Raw genomic sequence first — 19,516 nt, 5'->3', positions numbered from 1 at the left:
TTAAAAAATATCGCGTTGTGGCCAATTTGAACGATTGGACTGTGTATATTGAATCTGATACGAAACCGCCTGACGATATTCATGACGTTGCGTTAAAATATCGCCATCTCGCAAGGTTGCATCAGGCTGTAAAGTTTTATCAGGGTCATAGAGCCAGTTATCAATCTCATGTTGTGCAGTCAATCCCTTACCTTTGACCAACACCGCACGACCACCACGTCCCACCGCTTGGAACGTTAAACCACGATACACTTTGGTTTCATAACGACTTGGCCACAACCAATGTTTCAATAAATTCTTTTGGCGTACCAACGGCTCACGCACTTCTCGTCCACTTTCACGCAAATGCAAACTTGCCTTACGCCCAAAACGCTCTTTCACAATCACAATGCGATATAAATACCACAATAAAAAGCATAAAGCAAATACGCTCAACAACGGACAAAGATATAACCACCAATATTTTGCCATACCTTCTGGCAGATACCAATGATAATGAACCACTTGCGGATTTTGAATTTTATCACGGCTATTTTGACTATGTAATGCTAACTGTAATTGCCCTTGTTGCTCAAGTTGCCGATTCCAAAATATCACACAACAATTTTGCTTTGGTGTGAGAATCACTTGCCCATCAGCATAACTGATGTTCCATTTATCGGCGTCATGTTGCCATTGCCATTTTTCTAAAGTCGCTTTAGCTACAGGCTGACCATTCATATTCACACGATAAATTAATGGTGTATTTTCTCCCAAATAGCGTACATCTTGTGTCCATTGTCCTTGTACATCTAAAGGTGTTGCTAATTCAATGGCAATATCACGCTGACATTCATCTTGTTGTAAATGAATGGTTTTTTGTTGAAAATTAAAATAGCCTTGATACTTGGCATAAGGATGTAAAAAACCACTACCATCAACCACAAAATCAGTTTCAAATTGTTGAGTTTGTTCATTTAATTTCGATTGAATAGTTTGTGTTGTCCCTGTTGATGTACTAGCTTGAAAACCCACATCAAACATTTTAATATCTTTGCTATATTTGACTAAAGGCTGTTGTTGGTCATCAACTAAGCGTGAATGCAATTTTAATACATCGCCTTGACACACTTGATAAGAGCCTTGAGCATTCAGTTGTAAGAGTTGTTGTTGTGCATCAAACACATCAACCTGAAAATGTCCCGCAACTTCAGGCAATACTGCTAATTTAATCTGTTCTAATGCTCCATCAAACTGTAAATTGGCACGCACATCTCCTTGAGTCGCTTGTAAATTTAAATGCGACACACTGGCATGACTCAGTAAACGCTCACTTGGTTGTCGTAATTGTATAGGATAAGGGCTAACTTTCATCGCCTGTCCATTGACTTCAGCTTGAGTGAGTTGGCGTGCGGTCGCCCCTTGTGTGAGTACAATCAAATTACGCAATGGAAAAATCGACTGCACTGCGACTTGTTGAGCTTGTTGTTGTAATACTAATCCTTGTGCATCTCGCCCTGTAATTTTCGCTGCTAATTGCTCCATCACTTTGGGTAATTGGCTAACATCATCAACCAAGACTGTTTCACTGCCTGTATGTTGCATCCATAAATTAGCGATTTGTTGGTCTGCACCTTGTTCAATTAATACAAAAATAGGTTTAATGCCCAATTGCCGTGCTTGGTGCATATCTTGTTTAAGCTGTTCTGATGAATTGACAGAAAATTTGCCATCAGTAATTACAACCAGCCATTTTTGTCCTGCGGATTTATTGGCTAATGCTTGTACAAGTTTACTAATACCCTCATAAGGCGTGTTACCCGATGGCTTTGCTTCCTGTTGCATTTGCTGTAAAAATTGTTGAATTGATGATGAACCTTGTAATGATTGCACCTGTTTAATATTGGTCATTTTGGTGAGCAAAATTTCATCTTGTTCATTCATCACCGCTACGAGCATTTGTAAAGAATAATTCGCTGCCAACCAACGTTCTACAGGTTTCAGCATACTGCCTGAATCATCATAATACACGGCAACATGATTTTGTGCATATACAACTTGCCCCATGCCCAATAAAGTCGCATAGAGTATCCATTTACACCAAGCTGATTTTAACATTCAACAATACCACACCAAAATTCTATTTATACAACAATGTTTCAATCACAATACAACACATATTTATCAAAAATAATAACATATTTTTATGATGCTTAATATGTTATTTTTTAGCATGATATAAAAAGCACCAATCCTTTTATTTAAGAATTGGTGCTTATCATATCAAAAATAACTAAAAATTAGTCTTTACTTGCTTCAACTTGAATGTCTAAGCGTACGTCTTTCGCCATACCAACATTTACTAAATAATTCATCCCCCATTGCGTACGGTCAATCGTGGTTGATAAATCACCGCCACATACTTGTTTTTTCAACATTGGGCTGTCATAGCAATTAAATTTTTCTACTTTTAAACGTACAGGATTGGTCTTACCCAATAATGTTAATTGACCATCAACTGATACTAATTTTTTACCACGGAAATTAAATTTAGTTGATTTAAAACGCATTTCAGGATATTGAGCTGCATTAAATAAATCTGGCGATAATAAATGTTGCGTAAATTGAGTTGAACCTGTTTGTAAGTTTTGTACAGGAATGCTAATATCAATTTGACCTGTTTTTTTAGCAACATCTAATTGTAAATGACCTGTTAAACCATAAAAACCGCCCACATTGCTACTGGTTGCAAAATGGTCAATTGCAAAACGAGCATTCGTGTGGAATGGATCAACTGTATAATTTGCTGCTGAAGCAACCGTTGCTAAACCTGCTAAACCCGTTGCAAGAAGAAATTTTTTCATAAGATAAACTCAAAAGTTAGTACAATAAAATGTTGATTCTATCACATATTTTTAATTTTTTGCAGTAAATAGATTTAATAATTACAAATCCACCATAATCATATTTACGGTGTACGTGGCAACATACCATATAATAATAAATGCACGGTATGATTTAAACTACGTTGTAACATTGATTTATTTTTCAATGTCTTACCTGTAACCATTTCCATTTGCATAGCAAAATCAGCATAATTTTGTGTAATCGCCCAAATATTTAAAATCAATAATTCAGGGTCTATTTCTTTAGCAATTTTACCTTGTTCTTGCCATTGTGTAATCACTTTAGTTTTACGCTTAAAAATCTTTTTCAATGGACCTTGTAAAATTGGCGAAATATGTGTTGCCCCTTGAATTAATTCTAAAGCAAACAACCGTGATGCCTTAGGGTGCTGACGAGCAAGTTCAATTTTTTGTTGTACGTAAATCGCTAGAGTTTCTACAGGGTCAAGTCCATCTTCCAACTCTTGAAAAGGCGAAATCCATTTTTGTAAAACATTGGTTAAAACTTCTATATATAAGGCTTCTTTATTTTCATAATAATAAAAAATATTTGACTTGTGCATCTTGGCAAGGCGTGCAATTTCATCAAGACTTGCACCACTAAAACCATAGGTTGAAAATACATCAAGTGCAGCATCAAGTAATTGCTGACGCTTTTGAACACTTTTCTTTTGTTCCATAAACAGCCCTCTTAAAACCACCAATTTTTACCTATTTTACACTAAATAACAGGTGAATGTAAATCAAAAAATTAAAATTAAGTATTTGAAAATAAAATAATTATAATATATTATCTAAATAAACTTATTTAAAATCATTGAATTACGCTGATAATTGTATTCTGCTTGACGAGAAACTGGTAAATCATCAATCGTACATGGGCTAAATCCATGCTCAATAAACCAATGTGCAGTGCGTGTGGTTAAAACAAATAATTGTTGAATCCCTTGCTTTTGGGCTTTATCCTGCAAAAATTCAATGACTTGTGTACCACGATTAGATTTACGATAATCAGGTGCAACCGCAACACAGGCTATCTCTGCAGATAATAACTCATCACCCTGCTGTACTAAAGGATACAATGCCGCACAAGCCAAAATCATACCATCACGCTCAATCACGGCAAATTGTTCAATTTCCTGCTCTAAACGCTCACGAGAACGATACACCAAAATTCCTTGCTCTTCTAATGGTCGTAATAAAGTCATCAATCCACCAATATCATCAATATTTGCCATACGTACATCTTCATAATGAGCTTGTGTTAGCATAGTACCAACCCCATCACGTGTAAACAGCTCTTGTAATAATATCCCATCATATTTATATGGTAAAAAATGTACACGATGAATGCCTTGCACACTTGCCAATTTTGCATAATCCAAAACCGAAACCATAAAGTTATCTTGTTGATATTGTTTTAAATCATCATCAATTTGGTCGGGGTGTAATTCTCGTTGTAATTGTTGTTGTGCATTATAAATGCCCTCTTGTTCCGTTAAAAATATCAATTTATCTGCTTGTAATGCCAATGCAGTACGATATGCCACCTCCTCCGCCAACACATTAAATACTTCGCCCGTACTTGAATAACCCAAAGGACTAAGTAATACAATCGAACCTTGATGTAAATGATTCTGGATATTATGTCTATCAACCGCACGCACTTCGCCAGAAAGCTGAAAATCTACGCCATCATGAATACCATAAGGTTTTGCTTTAATTAAATTACCCGAAACCACATTAATTTTAGCACCATACATCGGGGAGTTAATCAATCCCATCGATAAAATGGCTTCAATCTGTAAGCGAATTGCCCCCACTGCATTCAGTAAAAATGGTAAACTTTCTCTCGGTGTAATACGGCGTTGTTGATGAAATTGTACCATGATATTTGCTTGTTCTAGGCTACTATTTATTTGTGGTCTTGCCCCATGCACCAATACTATGCGTATTCCTAAACTATGCAATAACGCAATATCATACATAATCGATGGAAAATTTTCATGCAAAATCGCTTCACCCGAAATCATAATCACAAAAGTTTTATGATGATGGGCATTAATATAAGGCATGGATTGACGAAACCAATCGACATATTGCGTAGATAACATATTGAATCAAAGATTTAGAAAGATGATAGATATTGTATGCGATTTTTTATGATTTTCAATATTTAATTATCAATGATAAAATCAATAGCCTTTAGATATTCGCATAAATCTATTATACTATTTAGCAAAAATTAAACTCAGTCGATACACCATGTCTTACAATACACCATCTCGTAATAGCAAACGAGCCAATGCTCCACAACAAAAAGTGAATTATGAAAAACAAAGCGACCCAGCAATTAATCATTATTCACAACAAGCCTTAAATTGGTTACGCCGTGCAGAATTTTTAATGTCTGCACCAAAATTACATTTATGTGTGGAAGATACAGGCTATGAAATCGCTTTTGCAGGACGCTCTAATGCAGGAAAGTCGAGTGCAATCAATGCCTTAACTAATCAAAAACAACTCGCTCGTGCATCAAAAACACCTGGGCGTACACAAATGATTAACTTTTTCCAACTAGGTCATGCAGAACAACGCTTAGTCGATTTACCTGGTTATGGCTATGCGGCTGTGCCAGAAGAAATGAAACGGGTATGGCAAAAAGAATTAGAGAATTATTTAATCCAACGCCAAAGTTTGCAAGGTTTGGTACTGCTAATGGATATTCGCCATCCTTTACAACATTTTGACCGTATGATGTTAGAATGGGCATATTCTCGTCAATTATTTGTACATATTTTACTCACCAAAGCAGATAAACTCAATCGTGGTCCAGCCAACAAAGCTCTCATTGAAGTTAAAAATGAATTGAAAAAAATGAAGTTGCAATTTTCAATTCAGCTTTTTTCATCACTCAATAAGCAAGGTTTAGAAGAATTGGCAAGTGTGATTGCAGGTCGTTTAAATTTTACTCTTGATGATGAACATCAGCATTGAAATTACTCGATTTGTCCTTATAAAATAATGAGAACATCAATGTATAAATCGGTAAATTTTAGCATTGATTTTTGTTCAGGACTTTATATAATACATCGTTATTTTTGAATGGCTTGCTCGGTATGAAAAAAAATTATATTCCACAATTAAACGCTTATGTACAAGGTAAAATTGCGGTAGTAACAGGTGCATCTAGCGGGATAGGCTTAACCGTAGCTAAGATGTTAGCAGAAGCGGGGGCTCATGTATTATTGGTTGCTCGTACCGAAGAAAAATTATTAGAAGTACAACAAGAAATTCAAAATGCGGGGGGGAAAGCCTCTGTATTCCCATGTGATTTAAATGATATTAACGCCATTGATGAGTGTTCAAACAAGATTTTAAGTCAATTCAATCATGTTGATTTTTTAATCAATAATGCAGGACGTTCAATTCGCCGTGCAGTACATGAATCACTAGAGCGTTTTCATGATTTTGAACGTACCATGCAACTCAATTATTTTGGTGCGGTGCGTTTAATTTTAAATTTATTACCAAATATGATGAATTATGAAAAAGGACATATTATTAATATTAGTTCGATTGGTGTGTTAGCCAATGCAACACGTTTTTCGGCTTATGTCGCCTCTAAAGCAGCTTTAGATGCGTTTAGCCGTTGTTTATCGGCAGAAGTATATGCCCATAAAATTAATGTAACTTCAATTTATATGCCATTGGTACGCACGCCAATGATTGAACCGACCAAAATCTATCGTTTTGCTCCAACGCTTTCAACTGAACAAGCAGCAAATTTAGTAGCGTATGCTATTATTAAGCAACCTAAAGAAGTGGCGACACGTTTAGGGCGTTTTGCGTCCATGATGTATGCGGTTGCTCCTGAAGCCAACAGTAAATTGATGTCCACGATGTTCAAATTATTCCCAACTTCATCAAAAGCCTTAGGCGAACAAACCGAAAAGAAAGTCAAATTACCATTGTGGCAGAAGGCTTATTTTAAAGTTTTTCCAAATGAAAAAGACTAAGCTGTTTTGGGCTTAGTCTTAAAATGATAAGCAATACGCTCTGTTTTTCTCTACGGTAATTCAATATTGTCTTCCATTGTGAGTTTGATATAATTTTAATGTCATTACAATATGGACTGACACCAAGCCAAGCTGTGAGAATGTTTTTCAATCAAATCGCACAAACAGGTAAAGTGCCATTATCATTTGATTGGCTGAAACTCCTATTTTAACTCAATCACTTAATTTACCCTTTTTGAATCAAATAACGATAAACCGTTGCATTATCTTCATCATACTGCTGTTGTTCAACCAACTGATGATTTAAATGAGTACAAAATCTTGGAATATCCCACGAGGTTGATGGGTCAGTTGCAATCACTTCAATATAATCACCTGATTGTGCTTTACGCATCACACGGTGTAACATCATAATCGGTTCAGGACAACGTAAACCTTTGGTATCCAAATGATAGTGGGGGGTAATATCGCTCATAATTTTTCTTTCCAATAATACAACAGGGCGAAAATTTTTCGCCCCTACATTGTTACTGTAATAAATGATTTAAATTTGAATATGATTTAAATCTAACACATCTTTCATATCATATTGACGTGCAGGTTTTTCCGCAACCCACACACTGGCACGTACCGCACCAGAGGCAAAATTCATACGATTGGTTGCTTTGTGGCTTACTTCTACACGTTCACCATCAGCAATAAACATGACGGTATGCTCGCCCACAATATCACCACCACGAATCGTCTCAAAACCAATTGTTTGACGGTCTCTTGCACCTGTATGCCCTTCACGACCATAAACCGCAACTTCTTTTAAATTACGTCCTAAGGTTTGAGCAACCGCTTCACCCATCATCAATGCAGTACCAGATGGAGCATCCACTTTATGACGATGATGTGCCTCAATAATTTCAATATCTACTGTATCGCCAAATACTTTTGATGCTAATTCTAATAATTTAATTGATACATTCACACCAACTGAATAATTGGCAGCATAAACAATCGGAATATGTTTCGCTGTATCTTGTAATAATTGTTTTTGTGCATCATTAAAACCAGTTGTACCAATAACCATTGCTACACCTGCTTCACGGCAGATGTTTAAATGCTGTTCTGTCGCACTTGGTGAAGTAAAATCAATCACAACATCACAATTTTTAATCACATCAGTTAAGCAACCTACAACTTTCACGCCTAATGTACCAACTCCTGCTAGTTCTCCAGCATCAGCACCAATTAAACTACTATCAGGACGTTCCACCGCAGCCGCTAAAATTTGCTCTGCTTGAATAACTGCTTGAATTAAAATGCGACCCATACGACCGCCAGCACCTAAAATGCCGATTTTTACTTGATTTGCCATGATTTTACTCAAAAAATTTTGATCTTTCCATTTATTATCGCATAAATTTGTATTATCATCATCTAAATTTTTTGATAAATAATAACACCCATCTAACCATTTAACGTTTACCAAACAAACGTTGCAATAAACCTTTATCCTTTGCTTCTACAACTGATGTCTCGATTTTTTCTTCTTCAACAGCAAGTTCTGCAACCACCTTCTTTTCAGTCAGCGTATTCAACAATAAATGGCTATCCGCATAATCTGCTAAAACCGATAATAAAAAAATGCGTTGCATATGTGATAAACTTAAAAAATTAAAACGGCTACTTTGTTGTAATTGCTCTAAGTTTTGCGTTTTTTCAACACATACCGTTGCTACATTTTGCATATAAGCAGGCATTTTTTCCATTTGAGCAAATTTAGGCAATGCTTTAAGTTTAAGTTTTAACTCATACTTATTAAATGTGAATTGTGATGGTAAAACATAATGATAAAATTGCCATAAAAATACATTGAGTGGATAACGGATATAAAATTGTTGTAAATAAATTGTTTCTAATTGTTCATAATTTCCATTGACAGGAATTTTATTAAAAAATAAATTTTGTAATTGTTGCTCATTTAACTGTTGAAAATCTGCCCAAAATTGAGCAAAATCACACACTAATAATGCATTCCGCTGCGGATAAACCACTAGCTCATGATGTTTCCATTGAATTTTAAAAACATCTTTTTGTGCAAATAAATCAAATAGATGACGATATAATTCATTATGTTCAAAATCATACCAATGCTGGCTTAATAATTTACGTGTAACTTGTGCCTGCTCTAAAATATTGTGCAACAATCCTGTATTTTCATCAGTATGGCTATTTTCTTGTTGAGCATAAATCGATTTTTTTTGTTGGTCTGTAGGCTTAGCCATTTGTGGCTGATGTACGGCTTGTGCTGTTTTGGTCGCATAAATTGATTCTTTTTTAGGTTTGTTTGATATTTGTTCATCTACTTGAACCGATGATGCAGGTACTTTTGATGCATAAATCGAAGCTTTTTCTGTGTGTTGTTTAGGCTCATGAACTTCAGGAACATGGTTGCCAGATTGAGCAGAAGTATAAACAGATTGTTGCGGTTTACGTTTTAATTCACGGCGTAGAGCAAGCAAAAGTAAATTTATCATATCTTCAGTGGTATGCGGTTTTGCCACTAAATCAATTTTTGACAAAGTCCATTCAGTAACAGCATCTTGCCAACCACTATGAATTTGATACGAAATAAGAATAGCAGGACGATTGGCTAAAATACGCACAATTTCACTTTTATGGTCAGGACTATATTCCCACATTCCAATACCATCAAGATCAATTACACATAAATCACTTTGCGTTTCTCGTGCTGAAATTTGGGGTATGATAGGATTTAAATCAACAAATTCCCTAGGCACATTGTGTACAATATGCTCGCCTAATTCTTGATAAATGAGTTGTTCAAATTGTACCGTAGCTTTTGGGCTAAATCCAACAAGCAGAAATTTCACATCATCTCTCTGATTATTTGTTTTTATTTAAAAACTGACTTTACGCTATATTTTAATGTAACTCAATATTTCTGCCTAGTAATATTATAAGAAAATCTTATTTTTTGATAGAATTTTAAACAAACCACCGTTTTGTAGTGATATTGCATTATCAACTAGGTATTTATTGCAAAATCCTTTAAAATAGCATTTTTTAATCTATAAAGGTTTTAATAATGGCAAGTGGTTTATTACTCTTGTTAGATGATATTGCAACAATTTTAGACGATGTTGCGGTACTCAGTAAAGTTGCTGCAAAAAAAACAGCAGGCGTACTAGGTGATGATTTAGCACTCAATGCACAACAGGTTGCAGGTGTTAAAGCTGACCGAGAACTCCCTGTAGTATGGGCAGTTGCTAAAGGTTCGTTTGTTAATAAATTAATTTTAGTACCTTTGGCATTAATTATTAGTGTGGTTGCCCCTGCTTTAATTAATCCATTGCTAATGATTGGTGGCTTATTCTTATGCTTTGAAGGTGTAGAAAAATTAGTTCATTCTTGGCATGAGCGTAAACATAAAAATGAAGCACATAATGATGAATTGCAAAGAATCCATGAATTAGCCAATAAATCGGATGCTGAATTAGTGCAAATGGAAAAAGATAAAATTAAAGGTGCGATTCGTACTGACTTTATTTTATCGGCTGAAATTGTAGTAATTAGTTTGGGTACCGTTGCGGCTGCAACTTTAACTACTAAAATTGCAGTACTGAGTACCATTGCCATTGGTATGACTATAGGTGTTTATGGCTTAGTTGCTATGATTGTTAAGATTGATGATTTTGGTATTTATCTTACCCAACAAACATCAGCAGTACAGCAAAAAATAGGTAATGCTTTATTGGCTTTTGCACCGATGTTAATGAAAACATTATCCGTGGTTGGTACTTTGGCTATGTTTTTAGTGGGTGGCGGTATTGTAGCCCACGTTATTCCACAGCTACATCATTTTACTGAACATACTGTTGATAGTATTGAACTAGTACCCCATATTGGTATGATTTTAGGCTCATTAGGCGAAATGTTGATTAATTTTGTGATTGGCTTGATTTCAGGTACAATCGTTTTAGCTGTTGTTACACTTGCCCAAAAGATGATGGGTAAAAAAGGAGTACACTAATGCAGTGGAAAGGTCGTAGAGAAAGCGATAATATTGAAGATCGTCGTGGTGGTGGTGCTAAAGCTGGTGGCATTAGTATAGCTGGAATTGTGGTTGCATTTATTGCGTGGAAGTTTTTTGGTGTCGATCCAATGACCGCCTATAATACCACCGCACAAATCACACAAGGTTCAAGCCAGCAAGTCGCAATCAAAAATCCAACTGCTGAGCAGAAAGAAGCAGAATCTTTTGTGGCAACCATTTTAGCCGATACCGAAGATACATGGACACCTATTTTTAAGCAACAATTAAATCAACAATATGTTGCACCTAAATTAGTGCTATTTAGTAAAACGGTTAAATCTGCCTGTGGTTCTGCCAGTTCTGCAATGGGACCTTTTTATTGTCCTGCTGACCAAAAAGTGTATATTGATACCGATTTCTTTAAAGAAATGCGTACACAAATGGGCATTACAGGTGAACAAAATCAAACAGAATTGTCTCGTAAAGACCAAGCAGGCGATTTTGCTCAAGCCTATGTCATTGCACATGAAGTAGGACATCATATTCAAACGATTTTGGGTATTTCTAGTAAAGTTCGCCAAGCTCAGCAACAGGTCAATAAAGTTGAAGCAAATAGATTATTGGTGCGTCAAGAATTGCAAGCGGATTGTTTAGCAGGCATTTGGGCTCACCATAATCAACAACGCACACAATTTTTACAGGCAGGCGATATTGAAGAAGCAATGGATGCCGCTCATAAAATTGGTGATGACTATCTACAGAAAAAAGCCACAGGACAAGTTGTTCCTGATAGCTTTACACATGGAACGAGCCAACAGCGTATGCATTGGTTTTCGGTGGGTTGGAAAACAGGTGATTTAAATCGTTGTGATACTTTTGGTCAGCCGATTTAAAAATATCAAACTAGCGTAAATTCAATTTATCATTGAATTGTAGGGGCGTATCATATACGCCCAAGTAATTAATTTTACAAAGGGTTTATGTGATAAACCCCTACATTTTTTGTATTATTCTGATATAAATCGACTACACAAATCATCTCAAAAAATAAAGCGTAACCCAAAAAGTTACGCTTTATTTTTGCTTTAAATAATTGATTTACAAAATATTTTTATAAATTTCAGAGTAAGGTGCGTAATACGCACCCTACTTTTCATTTATTTTCAATAACTTATATCTTATAAACCAAATTTATGATAAACACGATATTATCAAAATTAAATCGCATCAATCACAGCATTTAACGTTGCACTTGGACGCATTGCCGCACTTGCAGCCGCTTCTTCTGGTGCATAGTAGCCTTTAATATCAACTGCTTTACCTTGAACATCGTTCAATTCAGATAAAATTGTTGCCTCTTGACTTACTAATTTTTCTGCAACAGGTGCAAATTGTGCTTTTAATTCACCATCTACATCTTGTGCAGCTAACGCTTCCGCCCAATAACGTGCGATATAGTAATGACTACCACGGTTATCTAACTCACCTGCTTTACGTTTTGGCGATTTGTCATTTAACAATAATTGTTCAGTTGCTTTATCTAAAGCATCAGCCAATACTTGTGCTTTTTTATTGCCCGTTGTTTGTGCTAAATGCTCTAAAGATACCGCTAATGCTAAAAACTCGCCTAATGAATCCCAACGTAAGTGGTCTTCTTCTACAAATTGTTGAACGTGCTTAGGAGCAGAACCACCAGCACCCGTTTCAAACATACCACCGCCATTCATTAATGGAACGATAGACAACATTTTCGCAGAAGTACCTAATTCTAAGATTGGGAATAAGTCAGTATTGTAATCACGCAATACATTACCAGTTACTGAAATGGTATCTTTACCGTCTTTGATACGCTCAAGACTAAATAGACACGCCTCAGCAGGTGCTAAAATACGAATATCTAAACCAGTTGTATCTAAATCTTTAAGATAAACTTCTACTTTATTGATAATTTGCGCATCGTGAGCACGGTTTTTATCCAACCAGAATACTGCTGGTGTATCGCTTAAACGAGCACGATTTACTGCTAATTGTACCCAATCTTTTACAGGAGCGTCTTTAGTTTGACAAGCACGCCAAATATCGCCAGCTTCTACTTCATGTGTCGTTAAAACATTACCTTCCGCATCGATTAATTGCATAGTACCTGCGTGTGGAATTTCAAATGTTTTGTCGTGTGAACCGTATTCTTCAGCCGCTTGAGCCATTAAACCTACGTTTGGTACAGAACCCATTGTAGTCGGGTCAAATGCACCATGTTGTTTACAAAAATCAATTACTGCTGTATAAATGTGTGCATAAGAACTATCTGGAATCACCGCTTTAGTATCTTGTGCTTTGCCATCTTTATCCCACATACGACCAGAGTTACGAATCATCGCAGGCATAGAGGCATCAACAATCACATCACTTGGAACGTGTAAGTTCGTAATACCTTTATCACTATCAACCATTGCTAAGTCAGGATTATTTGCATAAACATTCGCAATTTCAGCTTCTACCGCAGCACGTGTATCCGCATCTAATTTTTCTAAGCCTGCTAATAAGTTACCAAAACCGTTGTTTACATTCACACCTGCTTCAGCCAATTTATCGCCAAATTTTTCAAATACAGGAGCAAAGAATACTCTTACAGCATGTCCAAAAATGATAGGGTCAGACACTTTCATCATGGTTGCTTTCATGTGCAAGCTAAATAATACGCCTTGAGCTTTTGCATCAGCCACCTGTTCAGCTAAGAATTTCACTAACGCATTTTTGCTCATGAAAGTTGCATCAATGATTTCGCCTGCTTGTAATGCTACTGGTTTACGCAATTCAGTTTTATTGCCTTGAGCATCGGTCAATACAAAAGAAACACTTGTTGCATTGGCAACAGTTACCGATTGTTCATTGCTAAAGAAATCGCCACCATTCATAGTTGCAACGTGTGATTTACTATCCGCAGTCCATGCACCCATGCTATGTGGATATTTTTTAGCAAAGTTTTTCACTGCTTTTGGTGCACGGCGGTCAGAGTTCCCTTCACGTAATACTGGGTTTACCGCACTACCTTTAATACGGTCATAACGTGCTTGAATCTCTTTTTCTGCATCTGTTTGTGGATTTGCAGGATAACTTGGAATATTGTAACCTTTATCTTGTAATTCTTTAATTGCAGCATTTAATTGTGGCATTGATGCACTAATATTTGGCAATTTGATAACATTTGCTTCTGTTTTTTTTACCAATTCGCCCAATTCAGCCAACGCATTTGGTACACGTTGTGCTTCTGTTAAGTTTTCAGGGAAATTTGCTAAAATACGTCCTGATAATGAAATATCTGAAGTTTCAAATTCAATATTGGCACTTTTCGCAAAGGCACGCACAATCGGTAATAGCGATTTAGTCGCTAATGCTGGAGCTTCGTCAGTGTGGGTATAAACAATTTTTGACGTACTCATAAAAACTCCTTAATTTTTGATAACAATAGGAATAAGTGGTTTATCTATGCAAAGGCATAGCTTCTAGCGTAACCTTAGCATTATAGCATAAGTTTTCCAAAAACTAACTTATTCCATAGACAATAAAATCAGCTAAAATAAACACTCGTTACATATTTAAACAACTTTCAGCTGAATATCGCTTAAACCTGCAATACTTGCATAAATAATATCACCTTTTACTACCGCTCCTACATTTTCAGGCGTTCCTGTGAAAATCAAATCACCTGCTTGTAAAGCAAATAATTCAGATAATTTACTAATGGTTTCCGACACAGTCCAAATCAGTTGATTAATATCACTCCGTTGTTTCACTTCACCATTGACCGATAAACAAATTTCGCCTGCATTTAACTCGCCAATTTGTTCAATAGGGTGAATCGTGCCAATCGGTGCAGAATAATCAAATGCTTTGCCAATTTCCCAAGGACGACCGCCTTGTTTCATAGTTGCTTGTAAATCACGGCGAGTCATATCCAAGCCTACCGCATAACCATAAATATGTTGTACCGCTTGTTCAACAGTAATATTTTGTCCTGCTTTACCAATGGCAACAACTAATTCTACTTCATAATGATAATTTTTAGTAAGCGATGGATACGGCAAATCCACGATTTTTCCTTGTGGAATAGGTATAATCGATTGTGGGTCATTCGGTTTACAAAAGAAAAATGGCGGTTCACGATTTGGATCAGACCCCATTTCACGAGCATGGGCAGCATAATTACGTCCGACACAATACACACGGCGTACAGGGTATAAATCATCACAACCTGAGATATTTAAACCGACAGGGGCAACAGGGGCAAATATATAATTCATCAACTTTCTCTAACAATATGAATAATATTAACATCACTATCGATGATTTAAATATTTTTGTCAATATCTTCATATTGGTAATATGTTCCACATTCAACATCATAAAAAATAGCATTTACCCTAAGATAAATGCTATTTTTCATTTTTTACAACACGATTAATCAAATAAATCTTTTAATTTATCAAAAAAGCCTTTTTTATTTGGCGAGCAATGACTACCATTTTCGCCATCTAAAGTCGCTTGTAACTCTTCTAACAATTCACGCTGACGAGCTGTCAAATTCACAGGCGTTTCCACCACAATACGGCATAATAAATCGCCCACCATATTTTGACGTACAGGTTTTACCCCCTTACCACGCAAGCGGAATAATTTACCTGTTTGCGTACCTGCTGGAATTTTGAGATTGACCTTACCATCTAAAGTTGGTAATTGTACTTCTTTACCCAACGCCGCATCGGTAATGCTCACTGGCACGTCCATGTATAAATCCGCACCATCACGTTGGAAAATATCATGCTCACGCACGCTAATTTCAACATATAAATCACCTGCGACACCATCACGCACCGCCTCACCTTTACCCGCCAAACGGATACGGTCGCCATTATCAACCCCAGCAGGCACTTTCACTTCTAAAGTCTGCTGACGGTTAGCAACCCCTGAACCATGACACGTTCCACAAGGATTTTTAATGGTTTTACCTTGCCCACGACAATGACTGCATGGCTGTTGTACCGAGAAAAAGCCTTGTTGCATACGCACATAGCCAGAACCATGACAATGTTTACAGGTGTCAATATCAGATGTATTTTTTGCACCTTTACCATTACACGTCTCACATGGTGCTGGTGCTGTAAAGGTTATTTCTTTATTTGTACCTTTAACTGCTTCTTCTAAGCTCAGCTCCATCACATAGCGTAAATCACTGCCTTGACGTTGGCGTTGTTGGCGACCACCGCCTCCGAACGCTCCACCAAAAATATCGCCAAATTGACTAAAAATATCTTCAGCATTAAAACCGCCAAAGCCACCACCTGCTCCACCAAAACCGCCTTCAAACGCATTATGCCCCATACGGTCATACATACTACGTTTTTCACTGTCCGATAATACTTCATATGCTTCAGATGCTTCTTTAAATTTTTCTTCTGCTTCTGGATTATCTGGATTACGGTCTGGGTGATATTTCATAGCTAATTTGCGATAGGCTTTTTTAATCTCATCATCACTCGCCGATTTAGACACACCTAAAACTTCATAATAATCACGCTTAGCCATACGGCTCGCTCCTTAAAAAACTTTAAATACAATTCTATGCCTGTTTAATGGGGATTTAGTATTGATTTTACAAGCTAAAAAAGTATAAATTAGATAATTTATTTATCAACGAACTCAAAATAAAAATAAAGACACAAAATTTACAAAAACAAAACAAAACAAAACAAAACAAAACAAAACAAAACAAAACAAAACAAATTGTATAATATACAGGTTTAATTTTTTATTATTTTTTTTTAAATATTTGTAAGGTTATTTTATGGGGAATATAACAGTTGATGTCGATAATGTTCTCTCTTGGTTAAATTTAGCTAAATATTTTAATGATTTATGGCATAGTCTTGACTATTTACACGATGAACATTTTGATACAACTTCATTCAATAAAGATGAACTCAATTTATACCAAGCCCAACAAATGGCTTTTCTCACACAAAAAAATCATTGTCAATTAACCGCGTTACACTTAGCTTACCAACAAGCAAATCAACAGGTCATTAGCGTAACACTTGATACAAATGAACAAGGCATACATGGCGATGGTATTTTTTATAGTGTTTATGCTTATGGAAAATCGCCAGATACAGGGCTACATATTCCCAAAGATATTTTATTTAACGGTTTAACACAATCTCAACAGCAATTTTTTAATTTAATTTGATATAGATATAGGTCAATGGCAATGAATAATTTTATCAGTTTTTTTACAACACTTGGTTTATTTGAAATAGCTATGTTTGTTGTTTTAGGTTCTGCGTTTTTATATTTTCTATCTCTACTTAGTAAGAAAAATACAGAAGCCTTAACAAAACTCAAATATGCTCCAAGTGTGATGACATCTTTAGGTCTCTCAGGAACATTTATTGCCTTAACCATTTCATTATCAAAATTAGATATTGATAATATTGCAACATTAAGCGAATTTGTCAGCAGTTTAAAGCATGTTTTTATTTTCTCTCTGACGGGAATTATTGGTGCCATTTTCTTTATGGTTGCCAATTTGTTAAAAAATGCTCGTACAAATGCTGAACTAGCTCGACAAAGACAAATTGCCAATCAAGATTATAAAGCCACCATTAAAGGTTATAATGATGCAACTATTTTTGAATTGCAACAGCAGAATGCAAAGCTAAAAGAGTTAAATAGCCATCAAACGCTTTCTTCACAGGGTTTAACACAACAAACACAACTATTAAAAGATATTAATCATACACATACAAGCTATTATCAAACTCAAACTGATAATTTAACAAACCAAATCAATTTATTAGCCAAATTAAAACAAGTACATGAATCACATTATGTTACACAAGCAAAGAGTTTTTATGCTCTAAATAAAAACATGGAAAATCTATCTGGCTCTATTGCAAAAATGGAGACAGGCTATGATATGGAAGCATTGGGTAATGTTGTTTCACAAAAAATGACTGAAATTCTACTACCATCACTAACTGGTATTCAACAAGCATTAGCCCGCAATAATAATGATACTATTCGTATGCTTTTAGATGAATTAAAAGATGAAATTTTAATTCCAATTAAAGATGAGATTGCCAAAACAACTCAATCAACTTATCAAGTGATTGCAACCGTTCGTGATAATCAGCAAACCAATGAACGTTTGATTAATAAATTAGGTGATGTTGGTGAACAAATTGATATTTTTGTCATTCAAACAAATAATTTAGTTGAAAGAATAACTCATGCTGCAAGCAATATTCAAACTGTTGTAAGCCAATTAGATACAACAATGAAAGATACTGTATCTAATATGCAAAATTTACAAAATGATCAGAAAACGATGCTCACTGATTTTAATCAGCAATTATCAACTAACTTAAATAAAATTGAACCTGCTATTAAAAATGGTATGAAAAATGCTGAAAATGCTTTAGTTGGAGCAATTAATCAAGCAAGTGGCAATATGAATACAACACTTACTCAAGCTACAACTGAAATGAAATCAACCATTGAAGCAAGCACAAAACAGATGAAAACTGTTGTAAGCCAATTAGATACAACGATGACTTCAACCGTTGCAGATATGAATAAATTCCAAAAAAATCAACACGAAATGCTTGAACAATTTAACCAAGAATTACAAAATAACTTGGCTAAAATTGAACCTGCAATTAAAGATGGTATGAAATCTGCAACCGTTGCCATGACTGGAGCAATTACGGTGGCAACAGGAGCAATGACTTCATCAATCAGCAGTACAACAGAAAAAATGAATACCGCTATGCAAGGCGTAATTGATGATATCGCCGATAAGGTCGTAACAGAATTAGGCGGTACTTTAACCCAGTTTAACGAGCAAATGGACAACCATTTAGAGCGTATGAACAGCGAACTTGAAGCAACAGGTACACGTGCTTCGAGCTTGATTGATGATAGTGCGAAAGCATTGAAAGAAACTTTAGGCGAAATTGATAAGACACTTGAACAATCATCACAAAAATTACGTGATGAATTAGAAGCCTTTAGAAATGAATATAAAGAGCGTTTAACTGAATTCTTTACTAAACAGAATGAACAGCTTGAAAAAACGCTTGGTATCCAAGCTCAAGCATTACAAGGCACAGCGGATCAACTCAAAGAACAATTTGAGAATATGGCAAACCGCCAAAATGATATTAATGACGCTTCAGCCAAATTACTCAATAATTTCAACCCAATTTATGGTAGCTTACTCAATCAAATGGCTACGATTGCAACTCATTTAAAATCTGGTCAAAACAATATGATGAAAGATTTGCAAGCAACAACAGAATATATGCAAATCATCACAAAAGAGTTGGAAAAATTAGGACATGAAATGCCAAAAGAATTTAGTAAAGCATTTGAAGCATTAAATGCAACTTATGTGAAAAAATTTACTGAATCAAATCAAGTGCTTGAAAAGGCATTAAATGAATCAATTACGGCAGCGGCTGCGTTAATTTCAACCAGTAACTTAAATAACAACAAAAATTAAGAGT

The 19,516-nt window shown here is 35.6% G+C and carries 16 protein-coding genes and 1 pseudogene; 7 read left to right on the top strand and 10 right to left on the bottom strand.

All coding sequences use genetic code 11. The annotated features are described in order from the left end of the window. From LU301_RS00605 to argA, 4 genes are all read right to left on the bottom strand, one after another. Complete coding sequence (locus tag LU301_RS00605) at nt 1-2,097, bottom strand: VWA domain-containing protein (RefSeq protein WP_305271539.1); 2,097 nt, start codon at nt 2,095-2,097, stop codon at nt 1-3. A gap of 182 nt (nt 2,098-2,279) precedes the next feature. Then, a complete protein-coding gene (locus LU301_RS00600) occupies nt 2,280-2,843 on the bottom strand; it encodes a YceI family protein (protein WP_305271537.1) in 564 nt (187 codons plus the stop codon). Nucleotides 2,844-2,947: 104 nt separating this feature from the next. Next, on the bottom strand, nt 2,948-3,565 hold the full coding sequence (locus tag LU301_RS00595) for a TetR/AcrR family transcriptional regulator (protein ID WP_305271534.1): 618 nt from the start codon (nt 3,563-3,565) through the stop codon (nt 2,948-2,950). Nucleotides 3,566-3,679: 114 nt separating this feature from the next. Then, complete coding sequence (argA, locus tag LU301_RS00590) at nt 3,680-4,999, bottom strand: amino-acid N-acetyltransferase (protein WP_305271531.1); 1,320 nt, start codon at nt 4,997-4,999, stop codon at nt 3,680-3,682. Between the two features lie 151 nt (nt 5,000-5,150). On the opposite strand from argA, the pseudogene yihA reads away from it, so the two are divergent. The 3 genes and pseudogenes from yihA to LU301_RS00575 all read left to right on the top strand — a co-directional run. Further along, a pseudogene (yihA, locus tag LU301_RS00585) lies at nt 5,151-5,876 on the top strand (ribosome biogenesis GTP-binding protein YihA/YsxC); the annotation flags it as partial. Nucleotides 5,877-6,004: 128 nt separating this feature from the next. After that, nucleotides 6,005-6,904: an SDR family NAD(P)-dependent oxidoreductase gene (locus tag LU301_RS00580; RefSeq protein ID WP_305271525.1), complete on the top strand. Its 900-nt coding sequence runs from the start codon at nt 6,005-6,007 to the stop codon at nt 6,902-6,904. Between the two features lie 98 nt (nt 6,905-7,002). Then, entirely contained in the window at nt 7,003-7,116 is a 114-nt protein-coding gene (locus LU301_RS00575; RefSeq protein ID WP_305271521.1) for a type II toxin-antitoxin system RelB/DinJ family antitoxin, read from the top strand. Between the two features lie 14 nt (nt 7,117-7,130). Here LU301_RS00575 and tusA read toward each other — a convergent pair whose 3' ends face one another. The 3 genes from tusA to LU301_RS00560 all read right to left on the bottom strand — a co-directional run bounded on the left by tusA (nt 7,131) and on the right by LU301_RS00560 (nt 9,789). Further along, nucleotides 7,131-7,379 carry a sulfurtransferase TusA gene (gene tusA, locus LU301_RS00570; protein ID WP_305271518.1) on the bottom strand — a complete coding sequence of 83 codons (249 nt, stop codon included), beginning with the start codon at nt 7,377-7,379 and terminating at the stop codon, nt 7,131-7,133. Between the two features lie 69 nt (nt 7,380-7,448). Further along, entirely contained in the window at nt 7,449-8,270 is an 822-nt protein-coding gene (gene dapB, locus LU301_RS00565; RefSeq protein ID WP_305271515.1) for a 4-hydroxy-tetrahydrodipicolinate reductase, read from the bottom strand. A 100-nt stretch (nt 8,271-8,370) separates the two neighbouring features. Continuing rightward, nucleotides 8,371-9,789, bottom strand: coding sequence for a hypothetical protein (locus tag LU301_RS00560; protein ID WP_305271512.1), 1,419 nt, complete (start codon nt 9,787-9,789; stop codon nt 8,371-8,373). A 215-nt stretch (nt 9,790-10,004) separates the two neighbouring features. Here LU301_RS00560 and LU301_RS00555 point away from each other — a divergent pair, with 215 nt between their 5' ends. Further along, nucleotides 10,005-10,949 (top strand): DUF808 domain-containing protein, encoded by a 945-nt coding sequence (locus tag LU301_RS00555; RefSeq protein WP_305271509.1) that lies wholly within the window; start codon nt 10,005-10,007, stop codon nt 10,947-10,949. Continuing rightward, nucleotides 10,949-11,845, top strand: coding sequence for a KPN_02809 family neutral zinc metallopeptidase (gene ypfJ, locus LU301_RS00550; protein ID WP_305271506.1), 897 nt, complete (start codon nt 10,949-10,951; stop codon nt 11,843-11,845). Before LU301_RS00555 ends, ypfJ begins: the two co-directional genes overlap by 1 nt. A gap of 324 nt (nt 11,846-12,169) precedes the next feature. Here ypfJ and LU301_RS00545 read toward each other — a convergent pair whose 3' ends face one another. The 3 genes from LU301_RS00545 to dnaJ form a co-directional block, all read right to left on the bottom strand. Then, nucleotides 12,170-14,392, bottom strand: a complete 2,223-nt coding sequence (locus LU301_RS00545) for an NADP-dependent isocitrate dehydrogenase (RefSeq protein WP_305271504.1) — start codon at nt 14,390-14,392, stop codon at nt 12,170-12,172. Nucleotides 14,393-14,548: 156 nt separating this feature from the next. Then, nucleotides 14,549-15,253 carry a fumarylacetoacetate hydrolase family protein gene (locus tag LU301_RS00540; protein WP_305271501.1) on the bottom strand — a complete coding sequence of 235 codons (705 nt, stop codon included), beginning with the start codon at nt 15,251-15,253 and terminating at the stop codon, nt 14,549-14,551. Nucleotides 15,254-15,410: 157 nt separating this feature from the next. Then, entirely contained in the window at nt 15,411-16,535 is a 1,125-nt protein-coding gene (dnaJ, locus tag LU301_RS00535; RefSeq protein WP_305271497.1) for a molecular chaperone DnaJ, read from the bottom strand. A 259-nt stretch (nt 16,536-16,794) separates the two neighbouring features. Here dnaJ and LU301_RS00530 point away from each other — a divergent pair, with 259 nt between their 5' ends. Next, entirely contained in the window at nt 16,795-17,196 is a 402-nt protein-coding gene (locus LU301_RS00530; RefSeq protein WP_305271493.1) for a hypothetical protein, read from the top strand. Nucleotides 17,197-17,217: 21 nt separating this feature from the next. Next, complete coding sequence (locus LU301_RS00525) at nt 17,218-19,512, top strand: hypothetical protein (RefSeq protein WP_305271491.1); 2,295 nt, start codon at nt 17,218-17,220, stop codon at nt 19,510-19,512. Nucleotides 19,513-19,516 lie beyond the last annotated feature (4 nt).

Source organism: Moraxella sp. ZY210820, assembly GCF_030674635.1.
GTDB lineage: Bacteria > Pseudomonadota > Gammaproteobacteria > Pseudomonadales > Moraxellaceae > Acinetobacter.
Note: the sequence above shows the minus strand (reverse complement) of the source record. Positions and strands in the feature narration are given on the sequence as shown.